Origin of the sequence: Pseudarcicella hirudinis, assembly GCF_900115665.1 — a bacterium.
In the GTDB taxonomy this organism is placed as follows: Bacteria; Bacteroidota; Bacteroidia; order Cytophagales; family Spirosomataceae; genus Pseudarcicella; species Pseudarcicella hirudinis.
Window position 1 is genome coordinate 292,803 of the sequence record NZ_FOXH01000004.1, and the last position, 16,677, is coordinate 309,479.

Consider the following 16,677-nt stretch of genomic DNA (forward strand, 5'->3'; position numbering starts at 1 on the left):
TATGGTAATTGCTCACGAAACGGCTGATTTTTGTCCAAATGCAGATATTTCTTTTTTGGAACAACCAATCTTTGGGATTGTTGATTTGTTCTGCGGTGCTGGTGGAACTTCTACCGGATTTTCAAAAGCAAAAATGAAGCCTTCTAGGGTTTTTGGTAGCTTTAAGGAATTTGAAAAAATTGCCAAAAGTGCAGGATTTGACGATTTTACCATAAAAGAAACCTATAATAAATCAATTCCAGTATGTAAGGTAATTGCTGCTGTTAATCATGATCCGGGTGCAATCAAATCACACTGGTTTAACCACAAGGAAGTAAGACATTTTGAAGAGGATATTCTGACCCTTGATTTGACTGAATTTGTCAAACTCGTAAAAGAGGTAAGGGCTTTGTATCCAAGAATAAAAATAATTCTATGGGCATCGCTGGAATGCACAAATTTTTCAAAAGCAAAGGGAGGGCTTCCGAGAGATGCAGACAGTAGAACTCTGGCGTGGGGATTGCCACGTTACATCGAAGCAATTAACCCTGAATATGTCCAAATTGAGAATGTGGTGGAGTTCATGAGCTGGGGGCCTTTGGATGCAAAAGGCAAGCCTGTTTCGCGAAAAAATGGCCAAGACTGGTTGAAATGGAGGCAATTTATTTGTGAAAATTACGGATATAAGGAATACTGGAAAGAGCTAAATTCAGCAGACTTTGGGGCTTATACAAGCAGAAACCGTCTGTTCGGATGCTTTGCGAAATATGACCTTCCGATAGTATGGCCATCACCAACTCATGCTAAAAAGCCATCAAAAGGGCATTTATTTGGAGATTTGAAACCGTGGAAGCCTGTAAGGGATGTTCTGGATTTACAAGATGAGGGGCAATCTATTTTTAACCGTAAAAAGCCTTTGGTTGATGCTTCCTTGGAGCGAATCTATTCCGGATTGATTAAGTTTGTTGCTGGGGGAAAGGATGAGTTTTTACTCAAGTATAATTCAGTCAATAAAAATACCGGAGTGCATATCCCTCCTTCTATTGATTCACCTTGCCCTGTCATTCCTGCTCAAAATAGATTAGGATTGGTTTCGGTGAAACGGTTTTCCTTTATCGCAAAATATTATAGTGGTAAACCTGATGGGAAAGTTATAGGTTTAGATGGACCTGCCGGGACTATTAAAACATCAGATGGCCAGTGTCTTATCACTGCCAGTTTTCTTACCTCCTACTATGGGAATAGTAAAGGTTCTCAATCTATTGACAACCCTGCCGGAACAATATCAACAAAAGACAGATTTGGATTGCTTAAGGTAAATTGGTTTGACAAACAATTTTCAGGTGTGAATAATCATCAAAGTCTAAATCAACCTGCTGGATCAATTTTGTCAAATGACAAACATTGTTTGATGACTGCAAGTCCATTTATTGTTTCACCAAGTTTTCGGGGTAATGCTCATAGTCTGGATAATCCTGCCCCTACAATTTTAGCAAGCCGTAAGCACCACTACATTATTAATCCTTCATATGGAGGTCACTCTTCAAGTGTTATTAATCCATGCCCGGTAATTATAGCAAGGCAAGATAAATCACCATTGTACCTATTGACAGCTGAGACAGGGGAATTTCGGGTTCCAATCTATGAAGGTGATTCAGAAATTATGGTCAAAATAAAGCAATTCATGTGCCTATATGGTATCAGTGATATTAAAATGCGCATGCTTAAGGTCTTAGAATTGCTTCTAATTCAAGGGTTTTCGTCTGATTACAAACTTTTCGGGAATGAATCAGATAAAAAGAAATTTATTGGTAATTCAGTAGTACCCATCTTGCCAGAAAGCTGGTCTAAGGCATTAGGAAAGGCTATTTTATTACGCTATCTCAATTTTCACTGGAATTAAACTGAAAATAAAACCATGACAACTATCATTATTATGGTCCTGATAGGACTCGCAAATTTCCTGACACTTTGGGGAAATTCCATTTTATTGGCACAGTCAAACCGTAGATACGAGAAACTGTTCAACCCGGTGTTTTTGCGAACTCTTGGCTCTTTTGGCTTTTTAATCGCTGCCGATGGTATATTTCTGTACGACCTTGTCTCTACTTATTGGAAATGAGAGTAGTAAGATTTTATGCTGAATTAGGCAATGAGACTATACCAGAGGAGCCATTTGCGGTTGAACCTCCGGAAGAGGTGTTAAATAAGGTATGCTATAGTTGGCAGCACAATTCGAAGAGGATAGGTGAAAAGAACGATTTGCACTTGGATGCTAGGGTGTTTATGGCCAAAAGGGTTATGAATCCTAATTTTGGTGGCTACAGTGGTGGTGATTCTATTTGTGTTGTAACGGGACGAATGATTGATTGCAACGATCCAGACAAATACAAACGGTGTATAGCAGAGGTTGTAAGCTTGTGTCATGCTGAGATCGGCGGAATGAATCCATGTTTAACTTTTGATGAAGCTTATTACACAACTTTTCCCTAATTTTTAGATATGGCCCACGAATGTTGTATTTGCGGCGGTGAATGTTACTGCAATGGCAGTTGGGATGATGTAATTACAGATCAGACTCCGGAATCTTGTGAAGGTTGTAATGATTGTCAGGACGATGATGCACTACGTCATTTTTATAGTTTTCAGGATGATGATGATTTCGACGAAAATGATTGGTATGAAGATGAAGAGTGAGTCACGTGGCATAAAGCGTCTGATGGAATCCGTAATGCTCTTTTTGGTAATATTTATTGCAAGGGTGCTTAAGGCTTTTGCTCGTGGATACCGAGAGCACGAAATAAAATATCGACCTAAAAGGCGTTGCAAGTGCTGCAGGTGTTGCCTGTGTGATTTTTTTCTGAACTGATTTTATAAAAAAAACATGATTATGGAAAAATTACATCTTTTGATGGATTTATATACCGATTCGCTGCTTATATCCTCATGGATTATCGGAGCTTATTATCTGGTTAAGTATATTAAAAAGGGGGATTCTGATAATTTGAACCCCATAGATTTAGGTAGTTTGAAGGTTGGAGATACGGTTTACTGTATTATTAACGGAAAGGGTAAGGTGGCTCATGTCTTTCATAAAACTTATAAGGTTTACATTCAATTCTCGCACGGCAGGTGTTATTCATTCGAGTATAATAGTCAGATTGCATTATACAAACACCCTGTTAAAGTCACAAGAGCATGAAACAATTACCAGAATTAACAGAAACAATTATCAGTATCGATCAGGCAATTATGTTGCTTGAGAAGGCTGATGGAATTTTGATAAATGATATGCCTGCTTACTATAGGGTGTCTGCCGATAACGAGACCTTCTTTGGTTCACTATGTTTTAAGGGTTCAAGGGGACATATAGGTGAGATACTGGGAACGGCCTATTTTTATAAGAGGTATAACGAAAGCGTAAAGCAATCCGGAGCCGATTTGTTCTTTCTCACTTCCGGTGATTTGCCAGTAAAGGTTACCCTATTGACAAAATTAGTTCCGGGTTATTGAAGGGTTCCCGATAAATATTCAAATTAGAGAATTTCCGAATAAAAGACTTTAAAAACATTGGTTCTGTAATCCTTTCAATCCGTTGAAAATTGAGGAAAAGCAGTAATGATTGTATTTATTATACGCACACAAACCGTATGTGGCAAACAACAATAAGACCAATAGTCGCTGTGTAAACGCTACCCTGATACCTTTTCTGTCAGAACCAATTTAAATCAATAAAAAATGGAAGATAACCAACGCGAACAAGAAGTTCAAAAATTATGCAAAGGGGTGCTAGAAACAAATGCTGTATATGAAGGAAATTACGATAGCTACCATCCTTCAATTTATCAATGCCCTTTCTGTTTTTCTGATATTGAAGCAATTAATTATAAGGGGTTACAAACCATCATCCATGATATAGATTGCCCATATCTGATTGCCAAGGATTTATCAACTAATGTAAATCCTAAATAAAATAGACCTGAAAATATGAAGAATAGCGATAATATCATTTCTGATATTACGGAGTTCAACAGGTTGAATACCGTAAAAATTAGAGATTTTGCTGATTTCGGATGCCTTTATCAGGGGCAAAAGGTTGCAAGTATCGATTTTACGGAAAGATGTTTACCTGGCAAGGTCAGCATATGGGAGTTTTTCCTTTGTATCAGAAGAATGAGACTTGAGCTTTATGCCAGACACTCATCGAGCATATCTCATTTTTTTCCTGTTTGTGAGGTATTTAGAGCAAACTTTCAAATTATAGGTGAAGGCTGTAGTATTGGTACAATCCCTGTTATTTCTAAGCTTATAGACACCTACTACATTCCTGATGAATTTATAGCCGACTTTGGCTATAAAAGAAATACTGATCAATTGATTGGTATTTATTCTGACGGAAATGGAAGGTATCGAAAAACTAAATTTAAATAACAGACAAAAGGCTTGTCAAAAACGATTTATGAAAATGACACAGGATGATTATTTAAGTGAAATGCTATCATTAGACTGCATTATTAGTTATGCAAACTCAAGGAGGCAGGATGTTATTGAAACATACAAACTTCAAGCTGAATTCAAACCTCGTGATTTTGTCGTAATTACTCCCAAGTGTATCAACAACAAAAAAGGCCATTCGGTCAGGCTTGCAATGGTTGCTGAGGTAGAAATTGGGTCAAATGGAGAACATTTGTATGTCTTAAAGAGATGCCAAAATGGGTGTGTCCTGTCTCAGAGGGATTATTATAGCCCTAACTGTGATACTCTGAAATTGTGTAGAAATCCCGCCGGAGAGTGACAAAATCTGGCGAAAGCCTAATGGGTTTATCTCTACGTCGCTTCTTCCCTTTTTCTCTTTCAGTGTTGTCAGATACACAGAAATACAAGTTACCACCTGGCAGTAACAAGGAATTATCGGATAAATCAAACAGGATTAAACTATGGAATCATACTTTGGCGGAAAAGGCTCAGATGGCACATATCAAACTATCATTAATCAGATACCAGCTGTCGATATTTATGTCGAATCCTATGCCGGCCATGCAAGTATCTTTCGAAATATGATCCCTGCACACCTCACGATCTTAAATGATATTAATCACAGAGTTTACCAGAATCTTGTGAATCATTTTCCGGAAAGCATCAGGTTTGCTCATGATACGGACAGAAAAGATTTTATCCGGATATATCATGAAAATAACCGAGCCTGCAGTATCGGAGAAATTAAATGTACTTGCCAAGGAAACAACGATGCTGGATCTATTTTGATAATTGAAAATCTTGGTGCCATCGATCTGATTGAAAAATACAAGGCATTAATTGAAGATTTTAATTCCTTGATTTATTCAGACCCTCCTTACCCACTCGGATCAAGGAAGAGCCAGGTGAAAAGATACGAATTTGAAATGACTGACCAAGATCATATTGAATATCTGGAGTGTCTGAAAAACATTCGTTGCAAGCAGCTTATTTCTACATACCCAAATCAGATTTATCAAGAGTTGTTACCCCCCCCCTGTTATAGTTTAATTGAATTTTGGTCACAAACAAGGGGTGGATTGGCAAAAGAGTATTTATACAAAAATTATGAAAGCCCGGTCGAACTACAAGATTATAGGTATTTGGGAAGTGATTTTAGGGAACGTGATAAACTAAAGCGAATAAAGAGAAACTTCCTGAGAAAATTCAAAGAAATGCCTGTACAATTACAAAACTCCATTTTGAAAGAATTAAGATGAAAACAATTGCCGAATTCGATACAATCGCCAAGTTTAAACCGAACTCGGTTATAATTACAAAACGGTGGATTAGTTCAGAAAGATCAGAGGAAACAACGCAAAATGAGGCCTCATTGGCCAATTTGCTAAAAGATGGTGCAAAGTCTGAAAATATGAACGGATACCTGTCAGATGCTTCAAAAAGAAACTTGAAAAACCTGGCAGAAAACTTCTTAATGTCGGTTGAGCTTACAACCGGGATGAAATATGCGACAGATTCGAAAACAAAAAACGGAGAAAAGTCATTCAGTTTGCTAGCGGATCAGGTGAAGAGAATCTCGGGTGTAGAATATCAGCAAAATAACCAAGTCTATCCGACTTTCATTACTTTAACACTTCCCAGCAAGCAACTTCATCATGATAATTTTATTAAAAATGAATGCTTAGACCCATTTATTGAATGGTTGAAGAGTGATAGAGAATACATTACAAGAAAAGGCAAGGGAAAAGGGTTGCTGCAGGGCTGCAATGTAAAGGTGTACTTGTGGAGAGCCGAAACACAGAAAAACGGTCAGCTTCATTTTCACATCATAGTCGATCGTTGGATTGACAAGGACCAGATTAGATGGCGTTGGAACCAGATCGTTAACAGATTGGGCTATGTTGACAGATTCCGCAATGTGCAGCTTCATAAGTATAGAAATGGTTTTGCATGCACGGCTGAGGAGATCGAGTCAAATAGAAAAAAAATACAGGATAAGTTATTCTTTGCTCATAAAAATAATGAAATACCTAAAACCCTTCATCCCGCAATAGAAGCAGAGTTTATTAAAACTTTCAAAAATGGCAGAAAGTCATTCTCTGTTAAAAAATCTGCTGAATTGGCAAGATTAGTACTTGAATATAATTACCGTAAAAAGGTTGAGAATAATTTCACCGATCCGCCAAGCACCCAGGTGATACCCATCCAAAATGCAAAGAGTGTAACGGCGTATGTTACTAAATATATTTCGAAATCTGCTGAGGAAATTAAGCCTAAGCTTAAAGAAAATCAGGAGTTTGTCAGCACAGAAGAATTTGGAATGCTAAAAAAATATATTGTCAATTATCGTTATGAATTGTCACTTGATGGTCAGGAAGTGAAAATTGAGACTGGTCGTCAGGAATATAAACCAAAGTTTGAAACCAGAAAAGTCATAGGAAGATTATGGGGCCGAAGTGACTCTCTTTTCGGAATAAAAGCCTTCGAAAAGGCAATCTATACATACAAACTTGTTGAGGAGCCTGTTTATGAAACAAGGGTTGAAAATAAAAAGATTTCACATACAATAACGGACCTCTGGGGAAATCAATCATTGAAATATGAATATAAGGAGGTCTTAATTACTGACACTCACTATAAGCGACAAGCTTACGGAACTGAGGATAAGGTAGGTTGGAATTACATCGATTCTCTGAAAAATATAGTCGGAAAGGCTCAAATCGATGAAGCAACGAATAAAGTCGGTGGCAGCTTCGTGGCCTTTGGCGGGCAGATAATCCCTGTCTATAAAATAGAAGAGGGGAAGGTAAAATATCAGAAGCATTATATGCAGGAAAATGCTCCGGAATTGTACAGCGAGTACTTAAATCACTATGGCCAAATCTTCAAAACGCTCTACGCTTGATAAATTCGGCACCTGGGAGGTTCTTGAGGATGGTAGTTTATTTGAAACATCGAATAATTATCATATTACCCCGGATCGTTTTAATGAGCCAGATTGGTGGTCTTTCTTCCGGACTGATCCTTCACACAATTGGGGCGACTATATGAAAGCGTTATTTCGAGCCTGTGAGGTGGGGAAGATCAAGGAGTTAAATATGAAAATGTCAGACGAATAAACAATACCGGTTATGGATAATAAACCTGAAAAAATAAGCTTTTCAAAGAACTGGAATCATAAGCTGGATTGTGAATATTTCACTACATTCAGGCTTTACAACCCGGATAAATATTATGAAGGGCGAGCAGTTGAAATACATGAAAACGGTGTATTGAAGAAAGCAGCCATTATTCAGTCTGTTAGAGTATTATACCTTAGCCAGGTAAATAACTGGATGACTGCGATTGATGCCGGGTGCAATGTCGAATACTTCGAAAAAGTTATCAAGACTATGTACAAAAACAAGGTTTCAGACTTTACTACTCAAAAATTTCATTTTCTTTTACTGAGAACTTTACAATAATTTTAACCAATCTATCTAATGGAAAAGAATGACAAAAAAGGAATGACTTGGTCTGAATTGCTTGCAATAATCAGCAATCCGGAATTTCAACGTATTAATAAGGATAAGGAGATTCATACTTGGGTAGAAGATGACGAGGTAGCAAAGGGTGGTTTAGGTGTTTGGGTACTGAACGAGGATTATGTTAATCCATCTGGCGAGTGCATAGAGCCTATAAGTAATTATAATCAGGATAATATAGAAAGTGAAGATTTACTGACTAAAGATGATTTGATAGTTATGGCATGTAAGGGTTATGCGTTTTTAACAATCAATTGGCAAACAAAAGAGTAAATAAGAAAGGGAACTTGAATATTTCATGTTCCCTTTCTTTATTCTAAAAGTGCCTTAAATGATTGAAAAAGGCATATTTAAATATATTTTGAAAATATTTTGAAATATATTTGTAAATGTCAAATATATTTCAAACATTTGGTCTGTCAATTAGATAAGGCATGCCTAATTGACGTATAAAATGCCATTTCATATAAAATAAAGCCGTGGACGTATTCCGCAAACAAAAAAAATGGAAAATCAAATTATTTTAGAATTTGTAGTAAGTGAAAGAAAACAGGTTGAAGAAATTAATAAAGGTAATTTCGTTCTGAAAGATGTTCGGTTGAAATTCACTTCTGAGGAGTGGTTAGAAGTACCAGATGAGATAAGGCAAATTATCTTGTCTGACTCCCATTTTAGAAGAGAAAAGATGGAGTTTCAATTGCGTTATAGTTTAGATGCCATTGGTAAAGATCAAGCAATTGAATGTTTGCAAGACATTCATCAAAAGAGGGTTGATAAAGCCAATTTTGATGAAGAATTCAAGAAATTTGAAATAAAAATGGTGAAAGAATTGGAAGGTTTAAAGAATGATTTCAAATTAGAAGATATTCGGTTTTATGAGTTCCCTGATATAGTATTTGTGACTATCCAGAAGGATACGATCAGGGTAGATACTAATATTTCAGCGGGTGAGTACTTGAAATTCGAGGGGTATTTACCTCGTTTATCCGAGTTAATTTCCGAAAAAATATCTGAAAAAGAAGAGGCTGAGAAAATAGCATTAGAGGAAAAAATAACTTTAGACACCGCCAAGTTAGCTATGAAAAATTGGGCCTTACAAAATGGGTCTGATCTATTAAAAGCGAGGATTGAAGAAGATATGAATTGGATTTCGTTAGCTGAGTCGGAATATTTAAAATTAAATTTTCCACTTCTTGAAAAATGGCAAGTCATTTACACCAACAATGATGAAGCCAAAAAATCATGGGAGATTAATAACGCAACTCTGGCTCAAATAGAGGCTCTTAGAGCAGAACGGAAGAAGTTTGGAAATGCAGCGTTAGAAAGAGTGAGATTTGAGGATGAGTACGGTGAAGTGAGCCATTGTGATTATGTAACAACCACGGTCAAGCTGCCCTCTTCCACTGAAGTGAAATTATGCTATTATCTCAATGATTACCCGGAAGATTCTGAAGATTAATATAAACCGGGGCTTTAACTTAAAGCCCCATAAATTTTATTTATTATGATTAAAACTTTGACAATTGCGGTTGACGAGTCAATTGTTAATTTCATGAAAGGAATTAACGAACAAAATTCCCAGACAAAAAATACACAAGAATTTGTTGAGGGATTCTTCTATGTCTATAAACATACTCTTTTTGAATTAAAGGGGCTGTTTACCAGAGGTGAGATCATTGCATTGTTCGATATGCAAAATGGTCTAATGTTAACACCACAATTTCAGGCAAGTGCAAATATCTTTTGCTCACACTGTCAGGAGGCGGAAGAGTTAGACGGAACGTTTAGCAGGCATGGAGCCGATTCAGCAATAGCAATTGAAAAAATTAGAAACCTGACTTCATCACAGGTATTTGTTCTTCAGGCGGAAATTGCAAAATTCTGGAATTTAAATGAGGGCCAGGACTTAGAAAAAGCAATTGTTCCTTTTGTATCACAGGAAAATTAAGGTTAAAAGAATGAAAAAACCGTTTCCATACCAACAAAAAGCAATCGCAAAAGGCGTTGAATATTTCTCGAAAAATGCCAGAGGAAAAATGATAATGCCATGCGGTTCCGGTAAAACACTTACTGGACTGTGGTTAGCTCAGGAATTGGAAGCAAAAAGTCTAATTATTGCTTTCCCAAATTTACATCTTGAAGCCCAAACGGTTGAAACTTGGTTGAGTGATTTCAAAGAACTAAGAAATGATTTCAAAATTTTGGTTTTAGGCAGTGATAAGAAGTTGGGGAAACTCTTCGAGGTTGAAGTAACAACCAATGAAGATGACATAATCAACTTTCTAAAAAAAAATCAAAAAGAAAATATCGTCATTTTTACGACGTATCATAGTAGCAAAGGGATGGTAAATGCCTCAAAAAAAACAAAGTTCACCTTTGATTTGGCAATTTTTGACGAAGCCCACCACACCGCCGGAGTTGATAAGGCCCTCTTTCAATTGCTTCTGAATAATAATGACATTAAGATAAGAAAGCGTTTATTCATGACTGCAACTCCAAAGGTTTTAGCTGGATTGGGTGACAACCAGTTTGTAAAATCAATGGATGATGAAAGGGTTTACGGTTCAGAATTCTATAATCTGACTATTCGTGAGGCCATATCAGCAGGTATTATTTCAGATTACAAGGTTATGACTTTATACTGTTCAAACGAACAGGTTAGGTCAATGTATTATGAGAATATAGTTTTCAAGGATTCTTCCAATTATTTTGATGAGGAACACTTAAGGATTGTAAGCATCGCTGTATCCGTGTGCAAGGCGATCAATAAGAATAACCTTAAAAAAGTTATTTCTTACCATTCGAATATTAACAAAGCCAAACACTTTGAGTTGGTCATTGCTCAGGTTGCCAGTAAAATGGGCATTAAACTTAAAACTTTTCACCTTAATTCCACTGACAACGCATTAACCAGGGAGAAAGTCGTTAGAAAATATTCTAAAGCTGGAATTGCATTAATTACGAATGCCCGGCTTTTAAACGAAGGTTTTGACATTCCTGCTGTAGATGCCGTTTGCTTTGCAGACGAAAGGCATTCTGCTACTGACATAGTACAAGCAGCTGGGAGGGCATGGCGGGTATCTCCGGGCAAAGAGTTTGGGTATATTCTGATTCCCTGCTTGGTCGGAGATACGGTGGACTTGGATCACGATAATGTTAAGAATTTACGAAGGACATTATCGGTATTGGCGGGTCAAGATGAACAATTGGCTGCCTATTTCCGTCAGAGACAAAGAGGTCGTGCTGAAAATATGCCCAATCAGGGGGAAATGGTTATTCATGACAACTCCTCAATTTCATTAAATTTTGAGGAATTGTTAGATGATATAAATGTAAAGGTGTGGACTAATATCAGAAGTTTATACTATCGATCCTATACCGATGCCCAGCAATGGGTTCGGGAGAACTTAGTACCAAATGGTATTGATACGATTATTAAATGGAGAGATTATGTAGAAGGGCTTTACCCTGAACTACCACCATTACCTGGTGACATTCCCAAACAACCTGCTGTTCCTTACAAGTCGCAAGGTTGGAGTGGATTTCCAGACTTTTTGGGAACAAAAAAATGGGATTACCAAACCGCAAAATCATGGGTACAAGATAATTTGGTACCACTGGGAATAGATAGACAGTCTAAATGGGCGGAATATAGGGCGGGCAAGTTTCCTGACATTCCCGAATTACCAAAGATGATATTCTCTCATCCACCATCCTATAAGGAATTTAGGGGTTGGGATGACTGGTTCGGAAGGGAAAAGGCTTTTTATTGGGATTATGAAACGTCAAAATCTTGGGTTCAGGATAATTTAGTGCCTGCTGGAGTTACAACTTTCAATAAATGGTTTGATTATCTTAATGGTCTTTATGAAAATGCTCCAAAAATGCCGAAGGGGCTTCCTCGGTCACCTGATAAAATTAAGGGTTTTAAAAGTTGGCCTGATTTTTTTGGACGGGAAACCTTTGAAAAATGGGATTTTGAAACGGCAAAATCATGGGTTCAGGAAAATTTAGTACCCAATGGGATTATTAATTCAAGCCGATATAGAAAATACGTTGAAAACAAATATCAGGATGTGCCTCCATTTCCAAATGAATTATATAAGACTCCAGATAGATCATTTAAAGAATGGAAAGGTTGGGATGATTGGTTTGGAAAGTGAAATATTACTACGGACTTCCATTACTGAAGTCCGTTTTTTAGTAATTTAAAGGCTGTTATCTTTTAGCCATTTATGAAAGCATTATCCAAACAAAGGCAAATTCTAATCTCTTATGCAATAGATTCGACGGAAATCGTGGATTTCGCTGAAAAGTTGGAAAAGATCCTGAATTACGAAAATTTCAAAGTCAGCCGGGAAATCCTAAAAAATGTACCTGCCACAATTCTGTTGGAAACGCAACGAAGAATAGTTGAATCGTTTGATTTCATCATAATGCTTTTGAATCCTTCATATAAATATCTCTCTGAACAGAAAATCATTGAAACCTATTCAGGTGATATTTTTTCAAGGATTTCCGTGAAAAAGGGGCAATTATCAAAAATTATTCCTGTCATAGTTTCAGGAAATCGTTCATTATCAATGCCGGATTGGATTTCCACAAGATTTTACCTCGATTTCTCGTCAGAAGCCATGTTTGAGCAGAATTATGAAGACTTGATATGTACTTTAAATTACAAGAAGTATGTTGAGCCTTTGATGCAGGATTTTGAAAAAGAATTTTATGCAACGGAAGTCTTTCAGGAAATCCACTTGAAAGGCTTAATTCTCACGGAAATCAGCTATTTCAATGAAATGATAACGCTGCCATTTGCCCTTAACTCAAAACCGTCTAAAAACTGGGGAATATTTCTGAGCCGTTACATAAATAACGGGAATTCTGAGAGGGTACTTTTATCGATTTTCCACGATACTATTCAGATTTCAACAGATAATCTGTTTGATTATTATCAGTTGCGAGCAAAACTACTTGCTGCCATTGAAGGGGCAAACGAAGCCCATAAGATTTTTATTTCAAACTTCAACGAGTTACTGGATAATTAAGCCAATATTCTCACTCCTGCCAGTCTTGCCAGCTTTGGGCACTCACCTAAAAACTGCATGATTATAACTGCCTCATGAGGATAAATCACCGCACGATAATTCAAGATTTTAGGAAGTCGTTGAGATAGTCCGCTGTTTTGAGCGTGAAATTTGAATGTAGAGACTTTGGTTGAGTAGCAATTTGCTATTTGTGTTAATGAATATCCGATCATTTGCTGCCAAGTTACCGTGAACTTACTGTGAACCTCCCGGAAACTGTGTGCCTATTGTGAATGGAAATCCGTTCAGCTAGCTTTGTTTCAAGGAAAAAGAGGGTGGTATCAGTAGTACAAAGGTCGAATGTTGATGCTAAGATACGCCCTTATTCTCATTTTGTCAATAGTCACGAAATCCAACGAAATCCGATGAAAAAGAGCAGAAACAACGGAATCCACAATACAACCTCTCCAAAAGTCAGCCAGAAACTTCTTGAAAAGATTAACAAAGAAGCTGAGGAGTATGAAGACGGCAAAGCAGGAGTAATCCGGGAAGCCTTAACGGAGTATTTTTTTCCGGAACCAGTCGAGATTTCCATTCCTGAGCCGGAAATCCTCGAAGAAAGAACCTATACAATTCAAAGTCTTGTAGGCTTAGACGTTGCTCATGCCTTAAATAATTTTTCACATCAGAAAGATGTGGGAATCGAGGTAATTTCCGGTAGCATTTTAACGGATTTTGTCAATCAGCGTTGGAAATCCAAAAAATCTGATCCAGATTCTGAGATTATTGAAATACCCGCCGAATCCTCAGATTTACGGGAAATCCGGAAATTATTCGAAACTTCTCCTGACACAATGGCTTGGGATGACTTCCTGATCGATTTGTTAAGAGCTGGAATCCTTCAAAAGAACTCAGAAAACCACGGAAATCCTGTATTTAAGAATCCAGAGATTAACGAAGGCCAGATTGAGGCTTCATCGTCTCTTATTATAAATTATTCGGAAATCGAAAGTGAGATCGTACGGGAATCCTTGAAAACAAACGGATTTCAGGAAGATCGATATTTAACAACGTCGAGGGAAATAGAAGTAGAAGCGAAGTTTTCTGAAATCTTGAAAGCTGAGATTTCCAAAAAAGATGCGGAAATCAGGGCGTTTTCTGAAAGGGAGTCACAATCAAGAGAAATTAAAGAGAGTTTCATTGAATTACGGAAGGGTACTTCAAAGGTGATTGAGGATTTCGTAAACTTCACTGAGAGGCCTATATGGTCAAAAATGGTTAGAATCAATAAAACGGAAATCATCCGCGGTTGTTTTCCAACAGGGTTTTGGCATCTCTTTAATGACTAAATATGAAAGTTTTAGCAGTAGTTGAAATCAATCTTTTAGGGGAAATCGTGACAAACAGGCCAGATGAGGTATTCTTCAAAGATTGCGATGCAACCAGGGCAGCCGCTTTTTTCGAAAAAGTTGAGATGTTGGAACAAAAGCATCGAAATCTCACAGAAATCGAAAATTACCGGATAAATAACCTGAATGCAACGTTTCAACATGTGAAAGATTGGGGTTTTGTTCATCATTCCGAGTTAAACAAGTACTGGGAGAAAAAGATGGTAGAGTTTGAACATCGAATTACCTGGAAACTTGTTTTAAAATACCGAATCTGGAGTCCCATTAAAAAGTTGTTTTATAAAACTATTGGAAAGATCGGTACTCCGCTTATTAAACACATATTAAAATGATCGACTACGGCAATTTGTTAAAAAACATAGAGGACAAAACAGAAGGGCTGTTTAGCTTTAGCGAGATTCCGGAGGCGGTCGAAGAGGCTTTACCCCATCGGGGAACCCCGTATTCTGATGTTGGGGTTGAGGGGAATACGCCACCCGCTGAACGATTCGAGTTTCTGCCAAAGCCAGAAAGTACATATCAACCCCGGTATTCCGATGAAGATTTGGAAACCCGTGCAGAGTTGCTTACGAAATTGCTAATGACCAAATTTCACTTATATCTGGGTTTGGGCAAAGGTGGGCTTTCGGAATTAGTCGTTAGTCCAGAGGATTACGACAAGCTCAGACAACACCAGGCAGAAGGTGGTCCGGAAACACCGGAAATAAAGGAAATCCTCGAAAGATGTGAGATTAAAAAGAAGCTTGAGGAAACTCAGCCTTCCGATACTGCAGCAAATGAAAGAATCTTGAAAAAGGCCGTAAAATACGATTTACAGCGAAAAATGAATGCCGGAAAGCTACAGGAATTAAGTATTGAAAAAATGATGTTGATGATGGTTGCAAGCGAATTTTCGGTGTTGGTTGGCAAAAATTATGGCGTTTTCTCTGTAATCGGTAAAAACATCATCCGCAAAACAAAATCTTTTATTTGATATGAACCCGAAGGGAAATGTATGGTGGATAGGCGGAAAAAAGGATACTGGAAAGAGTTTCGAAGCCTTAAAAATTGCAGAATACTTCCGAAAACGTGAGGTAAACCCGAAACGGACAATAATTTTCGATCACACTTTTAATAATTCAACCTACCACGGGATTCAAATCATAGATATTAAGGATTTGGATTATGTTCTTCCCAAAAAAGCTTCGGTTCGGGTTCAAACCACTGACTGGAGGTTGTTTATTGAAAAGTGCTTCAAGATTAAGAATGCAGTGATAATATTCGACGATGTAACGGCAATTTTCCGTGGTAATATTCCTGACGTGTTGTTGACTTTGTGTGGTAAGGCAAAGAATGAAAGATTGGAGATTATGTTTCAATTCCATACGATTAACGAAACGGCTCCTTCACTCATTCGGGCATCAGATATGATGGTAATCAAGCAGACACTTGACTCTTTGCCGGTAAAAAGTTCTTGCCGGGAGAACGTGCTTATTTCGCATATTATACAGGATTGCAGGACGGAGAATAAAAGCCTGCCTGAAAAGAAAAAGTATGCAACCAGGCTGCTTGATACGGTTGACGATAAAATTTATATAAAAAAGCTGGGTGAGGAAAAGTTTGAAAACTCCTATATAGACTTTATCGAAATTGATGATTATAAAATGGAAAAAGGCATTTCAAAAACTCTGTAGTAATGAAAAAAATTAATTGGATGAATGTGATACAGCTATTAGGGCTGATAATCGGTATTATTCTATTGCAAAATTTGGTAAAATGGCTTTTTGGCAAAATAGGTGTTAACCGAAAGCGTTCTCAACCTGACCATGTTGCATCTGAGTCAAAACAGGTGCTTCAGCGGGAAATTGCAGAAAAAAAAATATCGGCTGAACTTACTGAAACTGAATTGCAAAAGTTGGCAGAGGAGAAGGTTCAGGAGATTCTTAACGAAAACTCTTGCGATCCAGAACCTGAATATAAGGCAGTTTAAAAATTCCAAAATGAATAAAACATGAGTGAATTGAGACCAGCTCAAAGGCCTGATCCAAAGCAAACTTTGAGTGATATTTGTTTCTATTTTGGTTTTACTTCAAGGCGTGGAAAGCATCAACGGGCGGATATTCCTGCCCTCATTCGAAACCTCTCTCCTTACGAGAAAATAATTAAAAAACGCTTTGGATTGGATATTCACAACCTTCCGAAGCGAAAATATGTTGACTATAGTCTTATCTGCTTCATACACAACAAGTTCAGAGTATAGCTTGTGCATTCCTCGTGCATAAGCTA

General features: G+C 37.4%; 22 protein-coding genes. All 22 read left to right on the forward strand.

Going from position 1 to position 16,677, the window contains the following annotated elements; genetic code table 11:
- Position 1: 1 nt before the first annotated feature.
- The 22 genes from BM179_RS09295 to BM179_RS09405 all read left to right on the forward strand — a co-directional run bounded on the left by BM179_RS09295 (position 2) and on the right by BM179_RS09405 (position 16,381).
- On the forward strand, positions 2–1,882 hold the full coding sequence (locus BM179_RS09295) for a DNA cytosine methyltransferase (protein ID WP_092015704.1): 1,881 nt from the start codon (positions 2–4) through the stop codon (positions 1,880–1,882).
- A gap of 15 nt (positions 1,883–1,897) precedes the next feature.
- Positions 1,898–2,101, forward strand: a complete 204-nt coding sequence (locus tag BM179_RS09300; RefSeq protein ID WP_092015707.1) for a hypothetical protein — start codon at positions 1,898–1,900, stop codon at positions 2,099–2,101.
- The gene (locus BM179_RS09305) at positions 2,098–2,472 is read left to right on the forward strand and encodes a hypothetical protein (RefSeq protein ID WP_092015710.1); all 375 of its coding nucleotides are present in this window, start codon (positions 2,098–2,100) and stop codon (positions 2,470–2,472) included. The genes BM179_RS09300 and BM179_RS09305 overlap by 4 nt, the downstream gene beginning before the upstream one ends.
- A gap of 9 nt (positions 2,473–2,481) precedes the next feature.
- Positions 2,482–2,676 (forward strand): hypothetical protein, encoded by a 195-nt coding sequence (locus tag BM179_RS09310; RefSeq protein ID WP_092015713.1) that lies wholly within the window; start codon positions 2,482–2,484, stop codon positions 2,674–2,676.
- A gap of 193 nt (positions 2,677–2,869) precedes the next feature.
- Entirely contained in the window at positions 2,870–3,181 is a 312-nt protein-coding gene (locus tag BM179_RS09315; RefSeq protein WP_143095192.1) for a hypothetical protein, read from the forward strand.
- Complete coding sequence (locus BM179_RS09320; RefSeq protein WP_092015719.1) at positions 3,178–3,492, forward strand: hypothetical protein; 315 nt, start codon at positions 3,178–3,180, stop codon at positions 3,490–3,492. Before BM179_RS09315 ends, BM179_RS09320 begins: the two co-directional genes overlap by 4 nt.
- 225 nt (positions 3,493–3,717) lie before the next feature.
- Positions 3,718–3,951, forward strand: coding sequence for a hypothetical protein (locus BM179_RS09325; RefSeq protein ID WP_092015722.1), 234 nt, complete (start codon positions 3,718–3,720; stop codon positions 3,949–3,951).
- A 15-nt stretch (positions 3,952–3,966) separates the two neighbouring features.
- Complete coding sequence (locus BM179_RS09330; RefSeq protein ID WP_092015725.1) at positions 3,967–4,410, forward strand: hypothetical protein; 444 nt, start codon at positions 3,967–3,969, stop codon at positions 4,408–4,410.
- A 506-nt stretch (positions 4,411–4,916) separates the two neighbouring features.
- Positions 4,917–5,714, forward strand: coding sequence for a DNA adenine methylase (locus BM179_RS09340; protein ID WP_092015731.1), 798 nt, complete (start codon positions 4,917–4,919; stop codon positions 5,712–5,714).
- Positions 5,711–7,360, forward strand: a complete 1,650-nt coding sequence (locus tag BM179_RS09345; RefSeq protein ID WP_092015734.1) for a hypothetical protein — start codon at positions 5,711–5,713, stop codon at positions 7,358–7,360. Before BM179_RS09340 ends, BM179_RS09345 begins: the two co-directional genes overlap by 4 nt.
- Positions 7,329–7,574, forward strand: coding sequence for a hypothetical protein (locus tag BM179_RS09350; protein ID WP_092015737.1), 246 nt, complete (start codon positions 7,329–7,331; stop codon positions 7,572–7,574). Before BM179_RS09345 ends, BM179_RS09350 begins: the two co-directional genes overlap by 32 nt.
- Positions 7,575–7,586: 12 nt before the next feature.
- A complete protein-coding gene (locus tag BM179_RS09355) occupies positions 7,587–7,919 on the forward strand; it encodes a hypothetical protein (protein ID WP_092015740.1) in 333 nt (110 codons plus the stop codon).
- Between the two features lie 18 nt (positions 7,920–7,937).
- Positions 7,938–8,252, forward strand: coding sequence for a hypothetical protein (locus BM179_RS09360; protein WP_092015742.1), 315 nt, complete (start codon positions 7,938–7,940; stop codon positions 8,250–8,252).
- 232 nt (positions 8,253–8,484) lie between these two features.
- The gene (locus BM179_RS09365) at positions 8,485–9,438 is read left to right on the forward strand and encodes a hypothetical protein (RefSeq protein WP_092015745.1); all 954 of its coding nucleotides are present in this window, start codon (positions 8,485–8,487) and stop codon (positions 9,436–9,438) included.
- 93 nt (positions 9,439–9,531) lie between these two features.
- Positions 9,532–9,927 (forward strand): hypothetical protein, encoded by a 396-nt coding sequence (locus BM179_RS09370; protein ID WP_143095193.1) that lies wholly within the window; start codon positions 9,532–9,534, stop codon positions 9,925–9,927.
- Between the two features lie 10 nt (positions 9,928–9,937).
- Positions 9,938–12,142 (forward strand): DEAD/DEAH box helicase family protein, encoded by a 2,205-nt coding sequence (locus tag BM179_RS09375; protein WP_092015750.1) that lies wholly within the window; start codon positions 9,938–9,940, stop codon positions 12,140–12,142.
- A 72-nt stretch (positions 12,143–12,214) separates the two neighbouring features.
- A complete protein-coding gene (locus tag BM179_RS09380; RefSeq protein WP_092015753.1) occupies positions 12,215–13,024 on the forward strand; it encodes a hypothetical protein in 810 nt (269 codons plus the stop codon).
- Positions 13,025–13,428: 404 nt separating this feature from the next.
- Entirely contained in the window at positions 13,429–14,352 is a 924-nt protein-coding gene (locus BM179_RS09385) for a hypothetical protein (RefSeq protein ID WP_092015756.1), read from the forward strand.
- 2 nt (positions 14,353–14,354) lie between these two features.
- Positions 14,355–14,744, forward strand: coding sequence for a hypothetical protein (locus BM179_RS09390; protein WP_092015759.1), 390 nt, complete (start codon positions 14,355–14,357; stop codon positions 14,742–14,744).
- Entirely contained in the window at positions 14,741–15,385 is a 645-nt protein-coding gene (locus tag BM179_RS09395; protein ID WP_092015762.1) for a hypothetical protein, read from the forward strand. Before BM179_RS09390 ends, BM179_RS09395 begins: the two co-directional genes overlap by 4 nt.
- Before the next feature lies 1 nt (position 15,386).
- On the forward strand, positions 15,387–16,085 hold the full coding sequence (locus BM179_RS09400) for a hypothetical protein (protein WP_092015766.1): 699 nt from the start codon (positions 15,387–15,389) through the stop codon (positions 16,083–16,085).
- Positions 16,086–16,087: 2 nt separating this feature from the next.
- The gene (locus tag BM179_RS09405) at positions 16,088–16,381 is read left to right on the forward strand and encodes a hypothetical protein (RefSeq protein WP_092015769.1); all 294 of its coding nucleotides are present in this window, start codon (positions 16,088–16,090) and stop codon (positions 16,379–16,381) included.
- The last annotated feature ends 296 nt before the right edge of the window (positions 16,382–16,677 follow it).